The following is a 21,923-nucleotide window of genomic DNA, read 5'->3' on the forward strand; positions in this document are numbered from 1 at the left end:
CTTAGAGGGCGCGACCGGTCCGGTGGCGGCGTCCGCCCGAGATTGCACCGCATGACTCACGCCCTGTCCTGTCGGGCCACGAGGCTCAACGGGCTTTGTCATGGGGCCTTATAGGGTTGAGTCTGCCCCTTAGACGGGAACGACGGCATGACCCTCCAGGGTCCAAATACGCTCCAGAGAATAGACCTATCAGGGCTAGACTCCACAGTCGCATCCTCACTACCTCGGGATCCGCCTCCACCCCCACGGTGCCCCGCGTTTCCGGCGCCTAGGTCCGCGCGGGCGCCGAGGGATTGCATGACTCCGGTCAAGCACGAGGCGGGAGCGCACCAGCTACCACGGGTTGACCTGGGGGATTCATATGCGGACCGTTTTTAGGCGTCCCGGGGCCATGCGGACGAGATGGCAGCGGAGGAGACTCAACCTGTTACCTGTTTCCTAGACAGCCAGGAAAGGCAGCGGGAATCCAATGAGCAAGAGCAGACCAACGACCGCGAAGGGCACGGCCTCACTCCCGGCGCTAAGACGCAGGAGGGCATGGACCGCCGTTCTCGGCGCGGGGCTCCTTATCTTCGGGTCGGCGTGCACAGGGTCGCCTCCGCCTGCGGCATCACAATCCGCCAGCACGGGGGGATCGAGTTCCACAGGAGACCTTTCAGCCGTTCCTGGAATCGTCAGAGAAGTCGAGCCCTCCGTGGTCACGATCGAGACGTCAAGCGGCATCGGCAGCGGAGTGGTCTACCGCAGCGACGGCAGCATCGTCACGGACGCCCACGTGGTGGAGGACCAACAAAAGAAGCCGCTGAAGGACGTCCGGATCCACTTCGGGGACGGATCTCAGGCGTCGGCCACTGTGCTCGGTGTTGACGACCCAACCGATGTGGCAGTGGTGAAGGCTGACCGGGGCAACCTTCCGGCCGCCAAATTCTCTGCGGCGGTTCTCGAAGTTGGGCAACTGGCGGTTGTTATTGGCAGTCCGCTCGGACTAGAGCAGACCGTCACGGCGGGCATTGTTTCCGCACTTCACCGTAATATGCCACCATCCGAGGGATCGCCGCAGGGGCTTATCGACCTTATCCAGACAGACGCGCCCATCTCCCCGGGCAACTCCGGTGGGGCCGTGGTCAACAGCAGTTCGGAGATCATTGGACTCTCTGAAGCGTATCTGCCGCCCAGTTCGGGCGCCGTGTCGATCGGGTTCGTGACCCCCGCAACCACGGTAAGCGACGTGGCGGACCAGATACTGAAGAACGGAGTGGCCACACACCCGGTCCTTGGAATCATTCCGACCGACATCTCTCCCGAGCTCGCAAATCGCTTCGGCCTCCCTACGACGTCAGGCGCGCTGGTCATCGAAGTTGCCCAGGGCGGACCGGCAGCCAAAGCGGGATTGCAGCCAGGAGACATCATCACCCAGTTCGAGGGGCAGAAGATTGCCAGTGTGACCGACCTCCTTGCCGCTGTCCGCAAGAAGCAGCCGGGCCAGCAGTCCGACGTCGGGTTTCAGCGCGGGCAAGACACAAAGTCAGTGAAAGTCACTTTGGGGAGCACTGCAAAGGGATAGACCTGATCCTGGGCCTGACCAGCAAAAGATTACGATGAACCATTTCCAGAAACAGAGGTGTGGCCATGTCTGACCCACTGACACAACAATTGTTTAAGGGATCAGGAACTGCGTTGATTATCCGGGGCATTGCGGCCGTTCTATTCGGCATTTTGGTTGTCGTCTGGCCCGGTGTTTCCTTACTCGCAATGGTGATCCTCTTCGGAATCTACGCTGTCTTTGACGGCGTCGCCAACATCGCGCAGTACGTCACGCGCAAGCGGCGCCGGTCCGCGTGGCAGCTAGTGGGCGGTATCATCTCCGTGCTCGCGGGTCTCGTCGCGTTCGCCTGGCCGGGCATCACCGCCCTTTCGCTGGCGCTCGTCATCGGGCTGTGGGCGCTCATTCTCGGTGTCTCCCAGATGGCACTGGCCTTTGAAGTCAAGAGGACTGTCGGGCTGTGGTGGCTCTGGCTGATCACAGGTATCGTCACCACTGTCTTCGGGCTCTTCTTGATTGTTCTTCCGGGCCCAGGCATACTCAGTCTCCTGGGGCTGCTCTCGTCCTTCGCAATTGTCTTCGGAGTGCTTCTGATCGCCTCCGGCGTTGGCTTGCGCAGGCTGGGCGAAAGCCCGGTTACGCGCCTCTCGACGGGCTAATAGCCGGATCTCGGAGCATGAATCCTCAGGACCCTTTCGCACACTCAAGCGCTGATCTCACCTGATTCACGACACCCTATTTGCCGCCGATCAGCGCGAACACAACACTTGCGCCAGCTGTCGCGCCGATGCCGGCCCCGCGGCCGGATTGACATAGGAGCCAACATGATTTCGGGAATTCGTGATCCGCATCTCGCGCACATTCGTCCGGTTCGTGTCCGCACGCCGCAGGGCTGCGAGGAGTGTCTGTCATTGGGAACTCCGTGGGTTCATTTGCGTTTGTGCCTCTCCTGCGGCCATGTCGGATGTTGTGATTCCTCACCTATGCGGCACGCGCGAGCTCATGCCACGGAGTTGCATCCAATCGTTCGTTCCTTCGAGCCCGGCGAGGACTGGCGCTGGTGCTATCCCCATGAGGCATTCGTCTAAGGTACCGGAGGCGCAACCAGCTGATGGAACCTGTCGAAGCCTCTCGGATGATCGAAGCGCCGGACATCTCCGGCGCCTATCCCACGCTCGGCCAAGCCCAGCTCGAATTGTTAGGCCGTGCCGGCACCAGCCGGGCCACCTTGGCCGGAGAAGTCCTCATCCAGGAGGGAGAATTCGACACCGACTTCTTCGTCATCCTGCAGGGCACGGTACTTATCATGGAGGGGCTGCATGTCGCCGGGAGCAAACAGCCTGATGATCCGGGACCCGGCGCGCGGATCCTCGAAGTTCACGGTCCGGGACGGTTCCTCGGGGAATTGGGCCTGGTCGAGGGGCAACCGGCCTTTACCAGCACGGTATTCGCCGAGGCAGGCGAGGTTCTCCAGATCAGCGGAGACGATCTGCGCCGTGTGGTCCTGACCGACGCCGCGGTGGGCGAGACCATCCTGCGGGCATATCTTCAGCGCCGGATCCGGATGATCAGCTCCGGCGCAGGCATCCGCATCGTTGGATCCCGTTTCAGCCGTGACACGATTCGCCTCCTGGACTTTTCGGCCGCCAACCGCCTGCCCCACCGGCTTGTCGATCTGGAGAATGACGAGCAGGCGCAGGCCATCCTGGACCGGGCCGGGATCCTCGCGAACGACCTGCCGGCAGTGGTGCTTAGCGCCTCGCGGGTCCTCAAAAACCCTTCAAACGGAGTTCTGGCCGCTGCAGTGGGCCTACGGGTGGCGAAAGAGCACCCGGCCTCTTACGATCTCATGGTGATCGGGGCCGGGCCGGCCGGGCTGGCGGCCGCCGTCTACGCCGCATCCGACGGGTTGTCGGTCGTCCTTAAGGAAGGCTTCGCGATAGGTGGGCAGGCCGGCACGTCGCCGCGGATCGAGAACTTTCTCGGCTTTCCCGCCGGAATCTCCGGCGGGGAACTCACTGAACGAGCTGCCATTCAGGCCCGCAAGTTCAGAGTCCAGATCAACGTCGCCTGCCGGGCAACCACCATCGAGTTCAGGGAAGGCGAGTTCCGCGCAGAGTTCAACGAGAGCGGCCCTGCCTCCTCACGGGCTGCGCTGCTCGCAACCGGGGTTCGTTACCGTCGGCTGCCGGTCCCCGGGCTGGAGGAGTTCGAGGGGATCAGTGTCTTCCACGCCGCCACCGTCCATGAGGCCAGGCTCTGCGGATTGCAGCCGGTGACTGTCGTCGGCGGTGGAAACTCCGCGGGACAGGCCGCTCTTTTCCTTGCTGGCACGGGAGCACAAGTGCGGCTGGTGCTGCGCGGAGCGGACCTCCGGGCGGGCATGTCCAGGTACCTCGCGGAACGGATCGAAGAGCACCCAGGCGTAGAGGTCCTGCTGCGGGCCAACATCGTGGGCGTGGACGGTTCAGGCGCCCTTGAACGGATAATCGTCGATCTGGGAGACACGGGCGAGCAACGCATCTTCGAGTCCCGGTATCTCTTCATTTTCATTGGGGCCAAGCCGCACACAGAATGGCTGCAGGACAAGCTCGCCCTGGATGAGGACGGCTTTATCCTGACCGGGGCCGATCTCGAGGACTTCCCTCCCGAGTTCAGCCATCTGGGCCGCAGACGAATGCCCTTTGAAACCAGCGTCCCCGGGATGTTCGCGGCCGGCGATGTTCGGCATGGATCGGTGAAACGCGTCACGGCTGCCGCCGGTGAAGGCTCAACGGCAGTGGCAATGATCCACGAGCACCTGCGCCTCCTCCGGGGTTGACTGTCCGGTCCGCGTTTCTCGATAAGGATGATCGAAACGCAGATCCGGCTGGAGGCGAAGAAAGCCTCTCCCTGCCACTGCTCTCTGCCTGGCGTGCCGCCGGCCAGAGATAGGTGCCTTAGCACAGGGCCCATCGGCCGCACGGCGGAGCTCAGCCGTCCTTTCTGCGCACACGCCTACCGGCTGCTGAGGAACCTGGCTATGCCGTTGAAGCGTCGATGACGTCCCGAACTGCCGTTGGGCATCCAGCACTGACGGCAATCCGAAGGTGCACGAGAAGAGCTTAACAACGGCGACATACGGGCGTAGCTTGATGGTATTGGAGCGCCGATCCCGACCTCGCCACATCGGCCGCAAAATGTGCCGGGCCCGCAAGAGGCGAGCATGGGTATCCCGGCCAATTACGGCGTTGGATGGTCCGCGTCGAGGGTTAACGTCCATGACGGCAAACCGTCGGGACCCGAAAATGATCGATCCCTGCCCCCTGATGGGGACCAGCGTCTCAAGCCGAATCTCGACCACAGAGGGCAATGGGCTACGGTCTGCTCGACTCGTATTCACAGCAAGATGCGCGTTGCGATGGACGGAAACGAGAATCTATATGTTCGATCAACGTACGGCAGAGGATATCCTCAACACGGCCGCGCAGACTGTGTCGGAGATGTCGTTCTGCGAGGTCAAGGACCGTTACCTTGCGGTGAATGGCCAGTTGTATCCCTTCCCCGAACGCGCGGTGCTGCCCCAGGATCTGGACGTCCGGTGTCTCGATGGCAGGGACTCCGTCCTCCCGTGCGCCAGGCCGGGCTGGCGATATGCGCTGTTCACCGCCGGCGACTTTGGCGAGCTGAACGGGTGTCTGGTGCTGTCCGCCGCCGACCCTCCGGATTTCCCGCAACTGATCCAGCTCCGGTCAGCTGCGGGGACAATGGGAACGACTCACGCCAGGGAATCCCGCAGGGAACTCCCGAATGACTCAATCGGTCGGCTGCTCCGCCGTGACGACATGAACCAGCGTCTCCTATCCCTCTCGGCGACGGTAGTTGAGCTTGAAGAAAACGCCAAGATCCGGGATGCCTTGGACCAGGGTGCGACTTCCGAGCTCGGAGACAGCGACTCCAGGGAGGGACTCCTGGCGGAGGTTCTTTCACGGCTGACGGGGCGGCCCATCTGTATTGAGGACGCGTTCGGGCACATTAGCGCGGCGGCTGGGACCGGGTCCAGACGCCCCTACCCCAGGCTTGGCGCGGCGGCCAGGTCGCGGACTGCGCAGCTCTGGCTTGCCTCCGGCTCACCGGTCCGCGAACCGCGAAGGCTCGTTGCCGTTGCCCTGTCACACGGCGAGGTGTTGGGGGCTATTTGCATGCTGGAAACCGACAGGCCGGTCACCGCCGGCAACGTCTTCGCTTTGAAGTACGCGACGCGGCTCTTGGAGGTCGAGTTGTCGCACCGCCGCAGCTTGACCCGGCTGGAACTGAGGCTGGGACGCGACCTCGTGGACGAACTCGTGTCCGGAATGGATGGCGCGACCGCAGGCGTTCGTACCGAGGCCTTGGGATACGACATCAGTGGTCCGCAGCACGTCATCGTGGCGGAGTGGCAACCGCCACGAACCGACGATACGGTCGTGGTCGCACTGCGCAGGACGTTGCTGGAACTCCGTTCATCCGCGCTCGTTTCACGGCGCGCGGACATGGCTGTTGCCGTGGTACGTGGAGATCCGTTGGGTGCCGAGGTCTTTTCCGTTGTCGCCAGGACCTTGCGAAGTGCCACCGGGGCCGTGGGCATCGGCGGTCCAAGCCTGGATGTCGCCCAGATTCCGCGCTCCTTCTCGGAAGCCCTGCACGCGCTGCACATCCGGGCCGGTTCAATCGATCGCTACGGTGTCACCCGCTTTGATCAACTGGGGATCTACCGCATCTTGGACACAGCTGGAGGCGAACCGGACCTGGCGGGCTATGTCGACGAGTGGCTCGGCACCCTTCAACGCGCCGACGACAGCCGGGGCTCCGACTTGGTGCAAACCCTGGCCCAGTACCTGGACCGCGGCGGCAACTATGACAGTACGGCCGAGAGCCTGACCATCCATCGAAGCACTCTGCGTTACCGCTTAAAGTCCATCCGGCAGATCACCGGCTTCAACCTTGCCGATCCCGAGACCCGCCTAAACCTGCACGTCGCAACGCGCGCATGGCGCCTTCGTCCGCACGGCACCCCTTTTCACGTCCCATAGCCGGCCCTCAACCGGTTGACCCGCCGGATTCGAACATCGGCAGTTTCTGGAAGGTCAGGGCAATGCGGCATCCATGGCAGTCAGAGAAACCCGTACGTGAGGCCGCAGCCGGTAGAACCTGACCGGGCGAGCACGGGAAGCCGGCAGGACCACTAACCACGGCGCCCCCGGAGCACACCGGCACCGGGATCCTGTGTCCACGGCGACGGTGACGTCCAGTTCGCAGGTCATGGACACTGAACCCTAGGAGGCCGGCCGTGCCGGACGTTCGGGTGACGTGAACCGCGCCAGATCCCGTACGCTGGGCGTGCTCGCCGAACCGGAAGTCACCGACGAGTTTGCTGAGCGCAACGGCCCCGAAGTGGGGCATCTGCTCAACCTCGCCGATGAGCGCCACGACTGGTCCGTAGTGTTCGGGTACCAGGATTTTACGGCTGGCAACGGGTTGATGCCGATGTTGGACTCCATGGCCAAGCACCGGATCCGCCGCGCATGGGATGTCATGGTCTGCCTGACCGATCTTCCGATCCGTTTCGAGGCCCGGACGGTGGTCGCGGAAGTTGCGCTTGTGGAGCCGGTCTCTCTGGTTTCCTTGCCTGCGCTCGGCGCCGTCAACATCGACCGCCGGGTCCGCGCTGCCGTCGCCGACCTCGGCTGGGCGATGCACCGCCACTTCGATCCCGAGGATGACGCCGGGGAATTCGGTCCGCCCTCGCTGCACCAATCGCGGCATATCGAGACCCCTGTTCTTGACGAGGGGCCGATTGGGTTCCGCTACGTTTCGGCAACCCGCCTCGGCCGCGGACGGTTGCTGGCGGGCATGCTCCGGGCGAACCGTCCTTGGCGGCTGGTCTTCGGATTGAGAAGCGCAATGGCCGCCGCGATCGCCACGGGCGCCTTCGCGCTTGTCACGAACACAATCTGCCAACTCGCAGACTTGCTGGGATCTCCAAGACTGACATTGCTGATGATCCTTTCGAGCAGTTCGATGGTGTTCTGGAACATCACCCAACACGATCTGTGGGAAAGCCCCCGGCGCGACGATCCCCTCGAACGATACAAGGCTTCCTTGTACAACACTTCTACAGTGTGGTCGCTGATGATCGGCGTCGTGATGAGCTACGTCCTGTTATTCGTGGCCGTGCTGCTGGCCGCGGCGTTCACCATCGACGATGGCCTATTGGCGGTGACCCTGCAACATCCCGTGACTGTTTGGGACTTCATGGAAATCGCCTGGATGACGACATCGACGGCGCTCATCGGTGGTGCGTTAGGCTCGGGATTCGAGTCAAAGGAGGACATTCTTCGGGCGGCCTCTCCCCCAGCTCAGGCCGTCTCAGTGGTCCTGAATCAGGTTGACATACTCAGCTGTTCCTGGCATCACGACCGGGTTCTTTTGCCCGCAAACGCCGGGGGTTGGAACTGGACAGCCCGGACCCGGTTCACGGCGGGGATTCCAGGAAGGCAGCATCAAAAGGCCAAGCCCTCGCAAGAGACGAGGCAATAACTGCGAACCTGTCGTCGGACTCTAAAGACGAACCGGACGCGATCATCGACGCTGTCCGGCGGACCGATGCACGCTATGTTGCCGCATCAGTCGTGAGGGCAATGTGTTGACGCATCGCGTCTGGTAAAGAAAAGCGAGTCATCTTCCTCCGTGCTCGATTCCGTATTAGGTCAGCTGAGGTCAGCACTGGCAGATGTCCGCCTACGGCACGCCGTGACGCGACAGGGAATGTCCGGATAGGGCCGACCGGACCGGTCCCGGGGTTAGGCGAGATCGCGTTCCTGTGTGATTCCGTAGGGAACGTCTGAGCTCAGAGTTACTGTGAACGAGGTCGGTCCATAGCGCGTCACAAGAATTCCGTGACTGCCCTCCCTGAGAGCATGCTCCTGAGCCAATTTCTCCGCGGCATTAAGGCGTTCGGCGATCAACTGGGGCTCGTCTGCCGTGACGTGAGAAATAGGCCCGGTGTTGGCGGTGATCATGGGTCGTTCCTGTTCTGGTAGCACTCGTAGGCAGTTCGCTCTCTCCCGCCCGGTATCACCGGGCCGGAGCCGCGTGCGGCACCGAAAGGTCTTTATGAATCGCGGCGCCGGGCCATTGCGTCACGAACGGCCCAACCCGTCCGCCCCTAGTTGCCCGGTCGAAAGCTGTCTGAATGATTTCAAAATCCTACGGTTGATGGTCGCGCAAAGAAGGGGACGAGTGATCCAATGTGTGCATTCTTTGGTCCCGGGCAGATCACTTCGTGCAGGAGTCTCGTCAATCGGGTTTGGGGTCAGTGTGCGTCCCTGTGTTCTGGTCTCGATCTCAGGGAAGCCTTTCGTGTCCGGGGCCGCTGGCCCCCGCCACCTAGGGAATCTGGTCTCCGACAGGACGGTACCCCTGACAGCACGCCACTGAGCCGAGTCGGATGACTCAGACGTTGTCCACGGTCGACGGCCGGCCTATGTCCCTTCCTTCCGTTGGCACGGTTCAGTGCCGCGGTGCGCCGGTCTGCTACGGGGAGTTCTTTTCGAACCTCGGCGCCCAAGGTCTCGAAGGTGCAGGAGACGACAGCGCCGGGTGAGATGGCGCAGCCACGCAGCCGACGCTTTAGCGGACGCTGTGGTCATTCTTGCTGGCGAAGATCAGGATTTCACTGGTTCCGTTATGGTGTTGTCGCCGGAACGCGTCATCGACGAGCGCGGAGCAGAAGTTGAGCTTGACGGTGTCATACGCAGCCGCCAATAACATCGGTTATGCGCAGTGCAACATCATGCCTGCGGCGTGATCTATCTGGTCCCAACATCGGGCGTGATCAGTTCCCGATGGCAATGATCTGATACTGAGTGCGGGCAGCGGATTGCTGACAAGCGAGAGCACTGATCGGGACGTTCCATGCTGCCGGTGCAGATCGAGCCCAAGGAGCGCGTGGTCGGCGGACTCAAACGGGTACCCCGCCCCCAATGGCGGTGGATGCCCAACGGATACCGGAAACAAGCCATTGTCCTGACGCGTCGATGAGCTACGGTCCGTCGAAACCCTCTCAGGGTTCTTGGCCGAACATCATCGGCAGCCGAATGGACAGAGAGAACGCAGCCTCGACGCACACGACGACAACGAGCAGCCACAAACCGCCCGGAGACAACAGGCCGAGTTTGACGTGATCCGATGAAGCCCTGGGTACCCCCTTCGGATGCCGGCAGGCAGATTTTCCCCTGAGCTGTTTAACTTCCGCATCAACGCGCTATCCGTGCGGCTCCGGGGCCGACTGATTACGGCATGTCAGCGCTCCTTCCGGAGTTGATTCCTGATTCGGCCAAAATGTGTCCTACCGCGGCGCTGCCCGCCTCCGGTGCCGCATCCCTCCTGCACGGCGTCACTATTGTGCTCCAGGCGCCTGCCGGCAGCACCGTCCAGCCCGCTCCTGTTACTCTCTGCGACCGGGGGTTCTCGCTGTAGACAGGCGTCAAGCGCGCTCTCGTTCCTGGGTAATGCCGTAAGGGACCGCGGCGCTCGAAGCCACGGTGAAGCACGCGGGCCCATGCCGCGTCACGAGGACACCATGCCTGCCCTCCCCTATGGCGTGTTGTTGGGCTAATTCGACGGCCGCGTTCAGGTCCGCGTTTACGATACGTACCCTGTCTCTGGTGAAGCGATAAGTGCGCCGGGTCTCGGTCCTCGTGATCACTCTGTCGTTCCTGCTCTCTTTGGTTCTTCGGATCCGGACCGCTCTCTCGACTGCATCCGGGCCCCCAAGTTGGGTTCCAACAAATTTGGGTGGCTCCGAGGGCTCTCCTTATCCGGGACCGTGCTGCCCGGAAGGGCCGATGGGACCTAACAATGGTTATCGGTCGAGCCTGCATTCAGATCACTTATAGATCGGATTCCAAGTTAACCCGACGAAGTGCAACGATTCCTGTTTTTCCATCTCTCGGAGGCTCTGAAGACCAGCTTCGTAGCAAATCCTTCGGCCGGCTAGGTTTGGTGAAGGCGGCCAGGAGGTCCAATCCGTGCAGGCCTGGGCGATAAGTCGACCGATACGTGCACAAAGGAGCGAATTGGGGTGGGACTGACCGTCCAAAACAGAAACCGGAGTTCAAATAGTGGAATGAACGGTGGCCGGCGGGACCGGAGCTGGTTCCCGTGATGGTGGAGTTCCCAGTAGCGGGGCGATTAGGCCCGGTCACTCAGAGCGCTGTCCGAGTGCTTCCCTGCCCGTTGTCATCGGCCCTTGGGAGGCTGGCTGGAGCGTCCAAGCATCACCTCCTCCGCCCCGTTGCACGGGTGGGTGGGGGTGATGCCTGGTCTGCATGCCCGGGTTTCAGGGTGTGCAGACGTGTCATCCCATGCAATTAACTGTCCTACCCACTTTCAACCACAGGAAGAAAACGAATGGGTAGATTAAGCAAGGTCTCAGCCCTCATCGCGGCTGGCGGCATTTCCCTCGCGGCCGGTCTCGGCCCGGTTTCAGCAGACACGATCAACTCCACAGTTTCCGGTGCCAGCCTGTCGGCGACCACCGCGGCCCCGGCATTGTCGGCGGTGACCCTGAACGGCACGAGCACGCTGGCCTCCACCGGTACGTCGACGGAGTGGAGCCTGACCGATGCCCGTGGCACCGGCGCGGCCTGGACCGTTTCGGCCAGCGCCACGGACTTCACCAGCGCCGCCGGCACCGTTGAAACCACGGTCCGCACGATCACAGCACCGAACCTGACCATCACCCCCGGCACGGTCACCGCCGCCGCGGGCGCCGACGCGGCCACCGGTATCACCGCCCCGGCCCTAGCCATGTCCACTACTTCGCAGGCCCTGATCTCGGCAGCCGGCCCGAACAAGGGCACGTACAACCTGACGCCGTCGTTCAGCCTGTCGGTCCCGGCAAACGCGTACCGCTCCAACTACTCCGACACCGTCGGGTCCAGCGCCCTGAATCCGTACACCTACACCATCGCCTAACAAAGGGCTCAGCCGTCGCCGCGCCCCCGCCCCGTGCCCGTTCCGGGAAGGTCAGGACAGGAGCGCGGTGACGCCCCATGCCATACGCCCTCCTGCCCCCCCGACCCCGGCTTCGCCCGCATGCGTCCGTTTAGTTGAAGGATTCCTGTTTTGACCGCGTCATCTTCCCCCAGCCGCGCCTGCGGACCAGTCCGCATGATTCTGGCCCTGGCCTTTCTGGTCCTGGCCGTGCTCTCGGCCGCCGGACAGGCCTCCGCGGTCGATGACGGCACCGTAGGCATCCGCCCCGCGAATGAATCGGACTTCTTCCACATCTCCCTGTATCCGGGCGCGGCCATCGACGCCGAAGCGGTTGTTGCCAACCACAGCCAGGCCCCGGTGGTCCTGCTGAACTACCCGGTGGACGGGCAGACCACCCCCCAGGGCGGCTTCGCTCTGGGCTCCCAGACCGACCCGCAGAAGGGGATCGGCGCCTGGGTACACCTGCCCTCGGACCGCCTCACCATCCCGGCAAAGTCGGAAATGAAAGTTCCCTTCCGCCTCACCGTGCCCCCCGGCACAACCCCGGGGGATTACGCCGGCGGGTTGATCATCCAAAGCCCGCCCGTGCAGGGAAAGACAACCACCGTCAACGGCGACACCGCGGTCCGCATCGACGTAGTCCAGCGCCAGGGAGTACGCATCTACTTAAACGTCGCCGGAACCGCCGTCAAATCCCTCACCCCCGGAGACCTGGCATGGGATCAGAAAGGGAATGATCTGGCCTTCACCCTGCCCGTGCACAACACGGGAAACACCATCCTGCACCCGAGCGCCGAACTGAAACTCACCGGGTGGCCAGGCCCGGACAGCTCCCTGAAATTCGACACCCCCGAAAGCCTGCTCCCCGGCAGCAGCATCGACCTGCACGCCACCGCGCCCAAGTCACCCTCGGCCATGAACGCCGACGCCCAGGCGAAACTCAGCTCCGAAGCCGGCACCACCCAGGCCACCACTCATGTTCTTTACGCCCCTTGGCTCCTCCTTGGCATCGGACTCCTGATCCTCGCCGGCGCCTCCTACGGGGCATGGCGCGCCGCCCGCTTCATCCGCCGCGCCCGCACAGCCCTGGCCCAAACCGCCGCCGAGGCGACCGCAGGACGTCACCGCCGGGACGCCTGAATAAGCGCACCCTTCACGTGGAATCAGCAGGGCCGCCGAAGGTGACACGGCGATCTTCGGCTTCCGCCGCCAGTCTTCGTGACGCGGGCCCTGACCGCGGTCATCTCCGGAATATCCACCGATCATCCCCGAGTTGGGGGCGTCTGGGCATCGGATGGTTCCGCACCCGTTGCCCTCGCCCGGCAACCGCCCCACCCCCACCGACATCAGCTCCGCGTTAGTTACAGGATCCGGCACGTGCAAACCTGAGCGGATCGTGGGCACCCTTGTGGCCGTCGTCCAGGAATAGGCCCTCCAGATGGGCGGCAAGGATCAGTTCATCCGCCGTGATCAGTTCCCGATGGCAATGATCTGATACTGAGTGCGGGCAGCGGATTGCTGACAAGCGAGAGCACTGATCGGGACGTTCCATGCTGCCGGTGCAGATCGAGCCCAAGGCGCGGGTGATCGGCGGACTCAAACGAGTGCCCCCGCCCCCAATGGCAGCGGATGTCCACGAATCCCGGAAGGCGCCAATGTCCTGACACGTCGTTCCCCTCGGGCCGTGGCCCGAGGGGAACGTTCAGGTGATCCTTACAGCTGTCCGTTCGGACAACGTCGATCGATTTTCCTCGAATGCAACCCGGGCATCTTCGATCACGTCTCCGTCCGTGACCATGCGCGCGGAGTGGATGATGAGGACTCCCGGAGGTTTCCGGTTATCACTGGTCTCCGAGTGGCCGTTGCGTTGTCCGGGCGCTACTCAACGCCAGTCCCTGGCCGTGAGTGGGCGGTCAGAGTACCTTGGACTCGGTGGCCCCGGGCCGGATCTGAAGCTTGCGGCCGGTGCCCCGGCGGAAGGTATCCATGGCCGTTTCGTAGTCGTCCAAGGCAAAAGCGTGGCTGAACATCGGCTTGATGTTGATGGTGCCTGCCGTGAACATCTCTACAGCTCGTCCGAAGGTATGGCGTGCAGCCATGGATCCGACGATGTTGATTTCATCCTTGGTGATGCTCAGTGGCGAGTATCGGGCCTTAGCGTCGACGGGGGCAACTCCGAACTGCTGGAAATAGCCGCCCGGCTTCACCCTCGGCATTCCGTCTTCGATGGCCGCAATGACCCCGGTGCAGTCAATGACAACGTCCCACGTTTCACGCTCCAGTTGACCGGCGCCGGTAGCAACAATTTGGACGCCGACTTCCTTGGCGAGCTGCAGGCGGCTCTCGTTAGGGTCCACGACGCTGACCGAGGCCGCGCCGGCGCGCGGAGCGAGCTGAGCCAGCAACAGACCCATGGTGCCGGCACCATAGATCAGGTAGTGCTCACCGATTCTGCGCGGAAGGATGTCAAAGGCCCGGATAGCGCAGGAAATCGGTTCGATCATCGTGGCGTCGTAGAGGTCTGCATCCGGGGCCAGGGCGTACACGTTTTTCGCCGGGGCGAGGAGAAGCTCCGCCGAGGCGCCGTGGCTGCTGATCACACCCATGGAGTCCCAGTTGCGGCAAAGGTTGTTACGGCCGTTGAGGCAGTATTCACATTCCCCGCAGGTCATCGTTGGATCGACCGCCACCCGGTCCCCGATCGAGAATCCGGCAACAGCCTCGCCGATTGCTTCGACGGTGCCTGTGGCCTCGTGGCCGGGAATCATCGGGAATTGGCCGCCGAGGTAGTCGCCCTCGAATACATGGATGTCAGTGCCGCACATTCCGACTGCTGCCACCCTAATGAGGACGTCCTTGGGACCTGGGGTGGGGTCTGGCAGGTCTTTGACCATGAGTTGGCCAGGTGATTCAAATACAACCGCGCGCATGGGTTGGCTCCTTCGTAGGTTAAGTGAACAAATCAGGTGAGAGACAGACGGGAGCGCCGGTGGAGGCAGATTCAAGGGCTGCAATGGCCACCGCCGTCGCGATCAAGCCGTCCCTGCCGGACACTGCCGGTTTCCGGCTATCCCGGATTGATGCAAGGAAATCGTCGATCATGAGCTGGTTGGTATCCAAGCCCCACTGAATCCAGCCGAAGTTCTGGTCCCCACCGAACTGGGTTAACCGCTGGCTGAAGAGGTCGGCATCCGCCGTTCCGCCGTCGCCAACTACAGAGAGAGTCATACCGCCCCACGTTGGATAGTTCAGCGGCCTGTTCCAGCTGCAATCTATGGAGGCGAAAACGCCACCGGGGTATGTGAGCATTACGAGTCCGGATGTCTCCACAGTCACCGATTCGGAGTGGACGATGCGGTTGCTGACCGCGTAGACCTCCTCCGGTGGTGTGCCCATGATCCAGCTATAAGCATCGGCGAGGTGGACGATATGGTCCATCATCGCGCCTCCACCTGCCAGTGCGCCATCGGCGAACCACGAGCGCTCCCGCATGGGCATGACGCTTTGATTGGTACCGGAGAAAGCCCGCGCCTGCCCGAGTCTTCCGCTGATGACCAGATCCCTCACTTGGCTGAGGGACTTGTCGAAGCGCAGGGGGAAGGCGGTCATCAACGGGACCCCTGCCTCCCGGCAGCTGCGGACAATCGCCTGTGAGTCCTCCATGCCCACCCCGAGCGGCTTCTCGCAGAGGACGGCTGCACCGGCCTCGGCCGCCTTTTCCACCAGTTCTCGGTGGTAAAGGGTTTCGGCGCAAACGAGTACGCCGTCGACGCCCTGAGCGAGCAACTCGTCGGCGTCCGGGTAGTAAGCCACCTCGAATTTGCGCGCCCAAGCGGCCCCGCGGGCTGCGTCCCGGTCGCAGACGCCAACGACCTGGGCCCCGGCCTCGCGCAGGTTCCGGATGTAGGTGTCAACGTGCAGATGAGCCACGCCCAAAATGCCTATGCGCTCCACTTATTCACCTTTTCCTATTGATTCAATCCGGACAGGCTGACCGGTGCGGGCGGATTGCCGCACGGCCGCCGCCAGCTGAACCGCCGCGAGGGCGTCACGCGGTGTGATTGCCGGCTGTGCTGTTCCGTCAACTACTTCCAGGAAATTCTGCAGCTCCAGTTCGAACGGGTTGGCCGCCAGCGACATATTGCCGAGACCTGTGCTGCTGTCGTTCCGTTCTTCGTGCAGCCGCAGGGTCAGCGGCGTGGTTTCACCCGATGAGAATCCGAGAATGCCGTGTTCGCCTGCGATTTCGAAGCTTGTCCGGAATTCCGGAGCGGGGCCTGACCAGGAACTTTCGATATGGGTGATAGCACCGCCAGCGTGCTTGAGTATGGCGATGGTGTGGCCACGCGACTTTTGCGCTGACTTGGCGAAGACCGAGACCACCTCTCCAGCAATCCAGCGGGCATAGTCCAGGTCGTGGATCATTAGGTCGAACGCGATTCCGCCCGACTTACTGTCGTCCTGAAACCAGCTCGCCTGGCCGCGTTCCGGGGCAAATGACAGACGGGAGAGCCGCAGCACGGCCGGTTCTCCGATCCGGCCGGCTTCGACGGCCTGCCGTGCAGCCGTGTATTCCGGGCTGTAGCGGAGAATGTGTCCGACGTGCAGGTGCACGCCGGCCCCTTCGAAGGCCCTGATGACCTCCAGCCCTTCGTCTACGCTGAGGGACAGCGGCTTTTCACAGATTGCCGGTTTGCCCGCCGCCGCCACTGCCAAGGCAAATTCTGCGTGGAGATGCGTTGGGGCGCAGATGTCCACGATGTCCACCGCTGCCAGGAATTCCTGGAGGTCGTCGTAGATGTCGACTTCCAGGCCCAGATACGCGGGTCGGAGCGTTGCGGACCGTGCAAGAACGGCCGACGGGGCCGAGCCGATAGCACGCCAGGCGGCCGTGTGAACTTCGCCCATGAACCCCGTGCCGATGATTCCGACTCTTCGTTCGCTCACGCCTATACGTCCTCACGGGCTGAGGGGATGGGGTCGTTGCGGAAATCCGCCCATTCGGGGTGCTGCTTCAGCCGACGCTGGATGTCCTCGTAGGCGGCAATGGACCGGCGGAGTTTCGAGTAGACGTCCCCGCCCATGGAAAATCCCTGGACGCCGATCGGCCCCGTGAAACCGGCCTTCTGAAGCAGACTTAGCAAATAGAAATTGTCCTGTTCACCATCATCCAGGAGCTCGATTGTGGCATCCGTGCCGTTGTCGCTGGGAACGCGGCGGCTACCGCAGAAGTTTGCCCCGGACAGGTAGGGACTGATGCGTTCCAAGGTCCGTTCCGGATGTTTGCCGTCCGTGAGGTACCAGTGGTGGCTGGAGAATGTGATCTTGAGGTTGGGGTGGTTGACGGCAAGGCATAGGCGCATGGCGTCGTCGAGGGTTTCCATCCAGCATCCGATGTGGTGGTACAAGGACAGCGTAATGCCGCGTCGCTCGGCGATGGCGAGGAGGCCCTTCAACATTCTTTCCACGGCGGCATCACCGCGGGGGTCGGAATTAGTGTGGGCCTCCGGGCTGCCGAGGATGGCTAAGTCGAGGAGCGTGCAGCCTTCCATCGTCTCCAGCAGCTCAGAAACCCGGCGCACCCCTACGGCGTCGTCCGGGCCCGACACCGAGGCGTAGACCCCCGTGACGTCGATGCCGAAGCGCTGCTTGATTGCGGGGATCCTCGCGACATCGGCCCAGGATTCATCGCTCCAGAGGGTGAGGTTAATGCCGTCGTAGCCGAGCTCGGCCAGCATCTCGCATTTGGCCTCGAGATTGTATGAGCCAAGCGAGTTATAGAACCAGGTGTCCAGCGCGAATAGGGCATTCGTCTTCATGATCTGGTATTCCCTTCAGGCGGTCCGCGCCAAGTCGTGGGTTTCGTCTGTGCTGGGGTCTGGGACGGTTATCCCGCGGGCCATCCCTACGAGCCGTTCGGCAACCATGACGATTGGCAGCATGGGGTTAGCGGCGGGGATGGTGGGAAGAACCGAGGCATCAACGACGCGCAGGCCTTGGCACCCGTAGACAAGGCCGCCTTGATCGACCACGCCGCCGTTGTTAACCGACGCCATTTTGCAGGTACCGGTGAAATGGTAGCCGGAAGCGATCGTCCGGTAGATGGCCGCATCCAGCGCCTCATCGTCCGCTACCGTTTCTGCATCCATGCCCAGCGGTTCCTCCAGCAGGCCGGCGAGCGGTTCGGCCGTCAAGACCTGCCACCCGCGTCGGACGATCTCTCGCATGACAGCTAGATCGATCGGATCCGAGAGGTATTTGGGGTCCACGAAGGGTAGTACGGCAGGGTCCGTAGAGGTGATCTGGACGACGCCGGTGGACCGGGGTTTGTTGATGACGCAGCCGATGCCGGCCACGTTGTCCAGCCCCTCGTTGCCAGCTCCGGCCATGCCGCGGGCGCCATCTCCGGTGGTGCGCACATTAAGGTAGCTGAACATGGTCAGCTGGGCATCGAGGCTGTCCGGCTGCTGGCTGGTGGAAAACCGCCATACTGCCTGGAGGCTGGCGTCGTCAGGAGACCAGGACCCCTCACGGGGAGGCGCCATCAGGGGCACACAGCTGTGGTCGGCCAGGTTTTCGCCCACGGGTAGGTCCGAGACGAGCGGAACTTCCATTGCCGCGAGCAGCCCCGAGGGTCCCACGCCGGAGCGCTGGAGCAGTGCTGGCGTCACAATGGCGCCAGCGCTTAGGACCACCTCACCGGCCGTGATGGTTGTGCCGTCCGCCAGCTCAACGCCGGTCGCCCGAGCACCGTCGAAGAGTACGCGCGAAACCAGGGTCTCCCCGCGAACAGTGAGGTTTTCACGGTGACGGACCGGGTTGAGATAGGCGATAGCGGTGGAGACGCGGCGGTTTCCGGCACGGCTTTGGGGCACCGGGCCGACACCCTGCGCGTCGGGGGCGTTGAAGTCCCAGCAGTCCGTCGCTCCTACGCTGCGTGCACTGTCCACGAAGGCCTTCTGCAGGCGCGCGAGTTCCGGCTCCGCCGTTCGTGTGATCGGATAGGGACCGCCGCGCCCGTGGATGCCGACGCCGGGAGCGGTGTCGTCCTCCAGGTCACGGAAGGCTGGGAGCACCTGGTCCCAGGACCAGTCGGGGTTGCCGGCACCAGCCCACTCTGCATAGTCGGCGGTGGCTCCGCGAAGGGCCAGGGTGCCGTTGATGGCAGAGCCACCGCCGATGAGCCGGGCCTGCGGAACCACAATCGTCGCGCCATTCATTTCGATGTTGAGTCCCCAGTCGTGGCGGGGATCGACCTCGGGTGCGTGGCCACGCATTGGAACGTAGCGCGATTCGTGCACGCCTTCCGGCGTTGCTTCGTTGGTGGGGTAGTCCGGCCCTGCCTCCAACAGCAGGACGTTGGTGCCCGGATTGTCGGTGAGGCGCGCTGCAACGACGCAGCCCGCTGTTCCTCCGCCAACGATGATGTAGTCAAATTCATTACTCACGGGATGGCCCTCCTGACCATAGTTCTTTCGCACGCTGGCCTGCCTGGCAGCCGCTGGTTCTGGTTCCAGCCGAAGATTCGATCCATCGAGGCGGAAGCGTTATAAGCGCTTTGTTCGGGGTGCCACCGGTACGGGGTCACTTCCGCGGAGCAGTAGTCGTTGAACCCGACTTCCGTCAACGCCCGCAGGACCTCCGGAAAGTTCACGTCGCCGGAAAGCAGGTCTACGAAGGAACTCAGTCCTCCTGGGTTGGTGCGGTAGTCCTTCACATGGACCTTGACGATCCGGTGCCCCAGGATCTCGATCCATTGCTCGGGGAATCCCGTTCCGAGCGCATTTCCAATGTCAAAGTACGAACCCACGTAGTGACTGCCGACTTCGTCCAGGAACTCGCGCATTTCTCGGGGAGTGGTCAGGAATCGGTTCCACACGTTCTCGACTCCGATGCGGATGCCTGCCGCCTCAGCGAAGGGCGCCAGCTCGCGAAAGGCGTCCAGGGCGCGGTCATAGGCGTGGTCGTAGCGCACAGTCTCCGCGTCCGGAATGAAATCCACCCCCACGTAACCCGGCACGACAAGTACCGTTTCGGCTCCGAGGACTTTCGCGGTCTCGATCTGGACCTTGGTTGCATCTACTGCCTTTTGGCGGACGAGGGGACTATCGCTCACCAAGTTGTACTGCAGCTGCAGCATTGTCGCCAGGGAATGAATTTCGATACCCAGGTCTTCCGCATGTCCCCTGAGAGAGCGTAGTTCCTGCGGGGTGCTGTCGAGACTAAGCTTCCCGGTCTCCGACAGAACCAGTTCCACACCCTGAAAGCCGGCCGAGTGAGACAGGCGGAGGGCTTCCTCGGGCGAAGTTCCGGATGCCAACGACCAGACGTTGATTCCTTTTTTCATGTTCGTTCCCTACCTGCTCTGCCTGCGCCGCATAACGGCGTCGAATATGACGGCCGCAATCAGCACGGCCCCGGTAATCATGTATTTCACGGGCGAAGGAAGCGCGAGCAGGTCCATACCATTGGAAATAGATCCGATAACGAGGGCGCCTAGAACGGCGGACCAGACACTGCCGCGGCCGCCGAAGAGGCTTGTCCCGCCGATGACGACTCCGGCGATGGCGTTAAGGAGGATTTCCCCTGCGCCGGACGTCTCGTTGACTGCCAGCAGCCGGGATGCGGAAAGGATTCCGCCGAGGGCAGCGAAGGTCGATGCGAGCACGAATACCAGAACAGTGGTGGTTTTCACGTGAACCCCCACACGGGAGGCCGCCTGGGCGTCGCCGCCGACTGTGAACAGCCGACGACCAAAGAGCGTGCGGCGGCAAATGAAATCCATCAGCAGCACAAGTCCGAGAAGCAGGAGCACACTCAACGGAATGCCCCGGCTTGCACTTAAGACAAGGACAGTGGTGGCGAGGACAATCGCAATAACCGCGAGCCGGATCATGTCAGCGGCAACCGGAGTGTTGTTCAAGCCCACCTTGCGGCGTTTGGCTCGGACACCGAATGTCCGGACCGATATGGCAGCTACCAGGATCGCCGTCAGCGCCCACCCAACCAACGGAGCGAAGAAGGAGCTTGTAAGGCCCTCAATGGCAGGATCGGTGAGGTTAATGGCTCCGGTGTCTCCGAGCAGCAGCAGCTGAAGACCTTGCCAGCCGATGAGGCCCCCCAGGGTCACGACAAAGGACGGAACGCCGAAGGTGGAGATAATCAGACCATGGATGAGCCCCACCACCGCGCCGCATCCAAGGGCGAGAAAGATTGCCCACGCGGCGGACAGGCCTTGTGACACGTTCAGGACCGCCATCACGGATGCGGCGAGGCCACTTACCGTTCCAATAGAGAGGTCGATTTCGCCGATCAGCAGAACCAGGACAACTCCGATTGACATCGTCGCGACTGCCACAATCTGCAAGGCCAGATTCGTGAGGTTGGTCGGTGAGAGAAATGCCGGGTTCAGGATGTAGAACACCGCCCAAATTACGGCCAAGCCGATCACGACCTGGAGAACGCCGACGCGGGTAGCATCGTCGGCGCGAACCAGTCCCCGCAGCCTGGCGGCGAGCGAAATGTCTCTATCCTTGAGGGACCCGTCGGGTGACGGAGAAATCAGTTTTTGGGCGCTCATGCAACTTCCTTCGGAGTTGAAAGCTGTGTGCCGGTAATCGCGGCCACAACTTCGTCTTGGTATTGCTCGTCCCCGGGAAAGGACCCTCCATTTCGGCCGAGCCGCAGAACTTCAATCCGGTCAGCCACGGCAAAAACCTCGGCAAGGTTGTGACTGATCAGCACCACAGCGAGGCCGCGTGCCTGGAGCCGCCGAATGAGGTCGATGACCTGGGCCTTCTGTGCTACGCCGAGGGCAGCGGTGGGTTCGTCGAGAATGACTAGCTTTGGGTTACCCAGCAGGCACCGGGCAATCGCAACAGACTGCCGCTGGCCCCCGGAAAGACTGCTGATGGGTACACGCAGGGAACGGGGATGGACCGAAAGTTCGGCCAGTAGCTGGCTCGTTTCCTGTTCCATTTCGAGTTCGTTCAGAATCGATCCGCGGTGGCGTTCGCGGCCCAGGAAGAGGTTCGCCACCACATCGAGGTTGCTGCACACGGCCAAGTCCTGGTAAACGGTGGCGATCCCCAGGTCCACGGCGGCGAGAGGGCTGTCGAGGTGGATGGTTTTGCCTTCAAATTCCATCACAGCGCTGTCCGGAACTACGGTTCCGGACAGCACCTTGACGAATGTCGACTTGCCGGCACCGTTGTCACCAACCAGAGCGACAACCTCCCCTCTTTTGATGGAGAAGGAGACGTCCTCCAATGCACGGATTGTCCCGTATGACTTTGTTACAGAATGAAAGCTCAAAAGGGCTTCAGTCATGACGCCATGACTCCTTTGTGTTCATAGTTTG

At 62.5% G+C, this 21,923-nt stretch carries 18 protein-coding genes; 9 read left to right on the top strand and 9 right to left on the bottom strand.

All coding sequences use genetic code 11. The features are described from left to right. Positions 1–694: 694 nt before the first annotated feature. The 6 genes from ACSBOX_RS18660 (at position 695) to ACSBOX_RS18685 (ending at position 8,101) form a co-directional block, all read left to right on the top strand. Complete coding sequence (locus ACSBOX_RS18660; RefSeq protein WP_442543793.1) at positions 695–1,564, top strand: S1C family serine protease; 870 nt, start codon at positions 695–697, stop codon at positions 1,562–1,564. A 65-nt stretch (positions 1,565–1,629) separates the two neighbouring features. Further along, the gene (locus ACSBOX_RS18665) at positions 1,630–2,202 is read left to right on the top strand and encodes an HdeD family acid-resistance protein (RefSeq protein WP_442543794.1); all 573 of its coding nucleotides are present in this window, start codon (positions 1,630–1,632) and stop codon (positions 2,200–2,202) included. Positions 2,203–2,367: 165 nt separating this feature from the next. After that, positions 2,368–2,631 carry a UBP-type zinc finger domain-containing protein gene (locus ACSBOX_RS18670; protein WP_442543795.1) on the top strand — a complete coding sequence of 88 codons (264 nt, stop codon included), beginning with the start codon at positions 2,368–2,370 and terminating at the stop codon, positions 2,629–2,631. Positions 2,632–2,654: 23 nt separating this feature from the next. After that, positions 2,655–4,364 carry an FAD-dependent oxidoreductase gene (locus ACSBOX_RS18675; protein WP_442543796.1) on the top strand — a complete coding sequence of 570 codons (1,710 nt, stop codon included), beginning with the start codon at positions 2,655–2,657 and terminating at the stop codon, positions 4,362–4,364. 601 nt (positions 4,365–4,965) lie between these two features. Next, positions 4,966–6,594 (top strand): PucR family transcriptional regulator, encoded by a 1,629-nt coding sequence (locus tag ACSBOX_RS18680; RefSeq protein ID WP_442543797.1) that lies wholly within the window; start codon positions 4,966–4,968, stop codon positions 6,592–6,594. A 277-nt stretch (positions 6,595–6,871) separates the two neighbouring features. Then, positions 6,872–8,101, top strand: a complete 1,230-nt coding sequence (locus tag ACSBOX_RS18685) for a hypothetical protein (RefSeq protein ID WP_442543798.1) — start codon at positions 6,872–6,874, stop codon at positions 8,099–8,101. Between the two features lie 263 nt (positions 8,102–8,364). Here the strand turns inward: ACSBOX_RS18685 and ACSBOX_RS18690 are convergent, their stop codons facing one another. Beyond that, positions 8,365–8,583 carry a hypothetical protein gene (locus ACSBOX_RS18690; RefSeq protein ID WP_442543799.1) on the bottom strand — a complete coding sequence of 73 codons (219 nt, stop codon included), beginning with the start codon at positions 8,581–8,583 and terminating at the stop codon, positions 8,365–8,367. Between the two features lie 1,279 nt (positions 8,584–9,862). On the opposite strand from ACSBOX_RS18690, the gene ACSBOX_RS18695 reads away from it, so the two are divergent. The 3 genes from ACSBOX_RS18695 to ACSBOX_RS18705 all read left to right on the top strand — a co-directional run bounded on the left by ACSBOX_RS18695 (position 9,863) and on the right by ACSBOX_RS18705 (position 12,703). Then, positions 9,863–10,042 carry a hypothetical protein gene (locus ACSBOX_RS18695; RefSeq protein WP_442543800.1) on the top strand — a complete coding sequence of 60 codons (180 nt, stop codon included), beginning with the start codon at positions 9,863–9,865 and terminating at the stop codon, positions 10,040–10,042. Between the two features lie 933 nt (positions 10,043–10,975). Continuing rightward, positions 10,976–11,542, top strand: a complete 567-nt coding sequence (locus tag ACSBOX_RS18700) for a WxL domain-containing protein (RefSeq protein ID WP_442543801.1) — start codon at positions 10,976–10,978, stop codon at positions 11,540–11,542. Positions 11,543–11,692: 150 nt separating this feature from the next. Next, the gene (locus ACSBOX_RS18705) at positions 11,693–12,703 is read left to right on the top strand and encodes a WxL protein peptidoglycan domain-containing protein (protein WP_442543802.1); all 1,011 of its coding nucleotides are present in this window, start codon (positions 11,693–11,695) and stop codon (positions 12,701–12,703) included. Positions 12,704–13,476: 773 nt separating this feature from the next. Here ACSBOX_RS18705 and ACSBOX_RS18710 read toward each other — a convergent pair. Genes ACSBOX_RS18710 through ACSBOX_RS18745 form a run of 8 tightly spaced genes read right to left on the bottom strand, consistent with a single transcriptional unit; the run spans position 13,477 to position 21,892 of the window. Then, entirely contained in the window at positions 13,477–14,493 is a 1,017-nt protein-coding gene (locus ACSBOX_RS18710; protein WP_442543803.1) for a zinc-dependent alcohol dehydrogenase family protein, read from the bottom strand. A gap of 19 nt (positions 14,494–14,512) precedes the next feature. Then, a complete protein-coding gene (locus ACSBOX_RS18715; protein WP_442543804.1) occupies positions 14,513–15,517 on the bottom strand; it encodes a Gfo/Idh/MocA family protein in 1,005 nt (334 codons plus the stop codon). Further along, a complete protein-coding gene (locus ACSBOX_RS18720; RefSeq protein WP_442543805.1) occupies positions 15,518–16,510 on the bottom strand; it encodes a Gfo/Idh/MocA family protein in 993 nt (330 codons plus the stop codon). It abuts the gene before it with no gap. A 2-nt stretch (positions 16,511–16,512) separates the two neighbouring features. After that, entirely contained in the window at positions 16,513–17,382 is an 870-nt protein-coding gene (locus ACSBOX_RS18725; protein WP_442543806.1) for a sugar phosphate isomerase/epimerase family protein, read from the bottom strand. A gap of 15 nt (positions 17,383–17,397) precedes the next feature. After that, on the bottom strand, positions 17,398–19,011 hold the full coding sequence (locus tag ACSBOX_RS18730) for a GMC family oxidoreductase (RefSeq protein ID WP_442543807.1): 1,614 nt from the start codon (positions 19,009–19,011) through the stop codon (positions 17,398–17,400). Beyond that, positions 19,008–19,910, bottom strand: coding sequence for a sugar phosphate isomerase/epimerase family protein (locus ACSBOX_RS18735; RefSeq protein WP_442543808.1), 903 nt, complete (start codon positions 19,908–19,910; stop codon positions 19,008–19,010). Before ACSBOX_RS18735 ends, ACSBOX_RS18730 begins: the two co-directional genes overlap by 4 nt. 9 nt (positions 19,911–19,919) lie before the next feature. Next, entirely contained in the window at positions 19,920–21,143 is a 1,224-nt protein-coding gene (locus ACSBOX_RS18740; RefSeq protein ID WP_442543809.1) for a sugar ABC transporter permease, read from the bottom strand. Continuing rightward, complete coding sequence (locus ACSBOX_RS18745; RefSeq protein ID WP_442543810.1) at positions 21,140–21,892, bottom strand: ATP-binding cassette domain-containing protein; 753 nt, start codon at positions 21,890–21,892, stop codon at positions 21,140–21,142. The genes ACSBOX_RS18740 and ACSBOX_RS18745 overlap by 4 nt, the downstream gene beginning before the upstream one ends. Positions 21,893–21,923: the final 31 nt, after the last annotated feature.

Source organism: Arthrobacter sp. KN11-1C, from assembly GCF_052180225.1.
Lineage (GTDB): Bacteria > Actinomycetota > Actinomycetes > Actinomycetales > Micrococcaceae > Arthrobacter.

Bases quoted from the DNA above. Each gene is read 5' to 3' on its own strand.
- ACSBOX_RS18665 (WP_442543794.1), top strand. From the start codon at position 1,630: ATGTCTGACCCACTGACACAACAATTGTTTAAGGGATCAGGAACTGCG.
- ACSBOX_RS18670 (WP_442543795.1), top strand. From the start codon at position 2,368: ATGATTTCGGGAATTCGTGATCCGCATCTCGCGCACATTCGTCCGGTT.
- ACSBOX_RS18675 (WP_442543796.1), top strand. From the start codon at position 2,655: ATGGAACCTGTCGAAGCCTCTCGGATGATCGAAGCGCCGGACATCTCC.
- ACSBOX_RS18680 (WP_442543797.1), top strand. From the start codon at position 4,966: ATGTTCGATCAACGTACGGCAGAGGATATCCTCAACACGGCCGCGCAG.
- ACSBOX_RS18690 (WP_442543799.1), bottom strand. From the start codon at position 8,583: ATGATCACCGCCAACACCGGGCCTATTTCTCACGTCACGGCAGACGAG.
- ACSBOX_RS18695 (WP_442543800.1), top strand. From the start codon at position 9,863: ATGTCAGCGCTCCTTCCGGAGTTGATTCCTGATTCGGCCAAAATGTGT.
- ACSBOX_RS18700 (WP_442543801.1), top strand. From the start codon at position 10,976: ATGGGTAGATTAAGCAAGGTCTCAGCCCTCATCGCGGCTGGCGGCATT.
- ACSBOX_RS18710 (WP_442543803.1), bottom strand. From the start codon at position 14,493: ATGCGCGCGGTTGTATTTGAATCACCTGGCCAACTCATGGTCAAAGAC.
- ACSBOX_RS18725 (WP_442543806.1), bottom strand. From the start codon at position 17,382: ATGAAGACGAATGCCCTATTCGCGCTGGACACCTGGTTCTATAACTCG.
- ACSBOX_RS18735 (WP_442543808.1), bottom strand. From the start codon at position 19,910: ATGAAAAAAGGAATCAACGTCTGGTCGTTGGCATCCGGAACTTCGCCC.
- ACSBOX_RS18740 (WP_442543809.1), bottom strand. From the start codon at position 21,143: ATGAGCGCCCAAAAACTGATTTCTCCGTCACCCGACGGGTCCCTCAAG.
- ACSBOX_RS18745 (WP_442543810.1), bottom strand. From the start codon at position 21,892: ATGACTGAAGCCCTTTTGAGCTTTCATTCTGTAACAAAGTCATACGGG.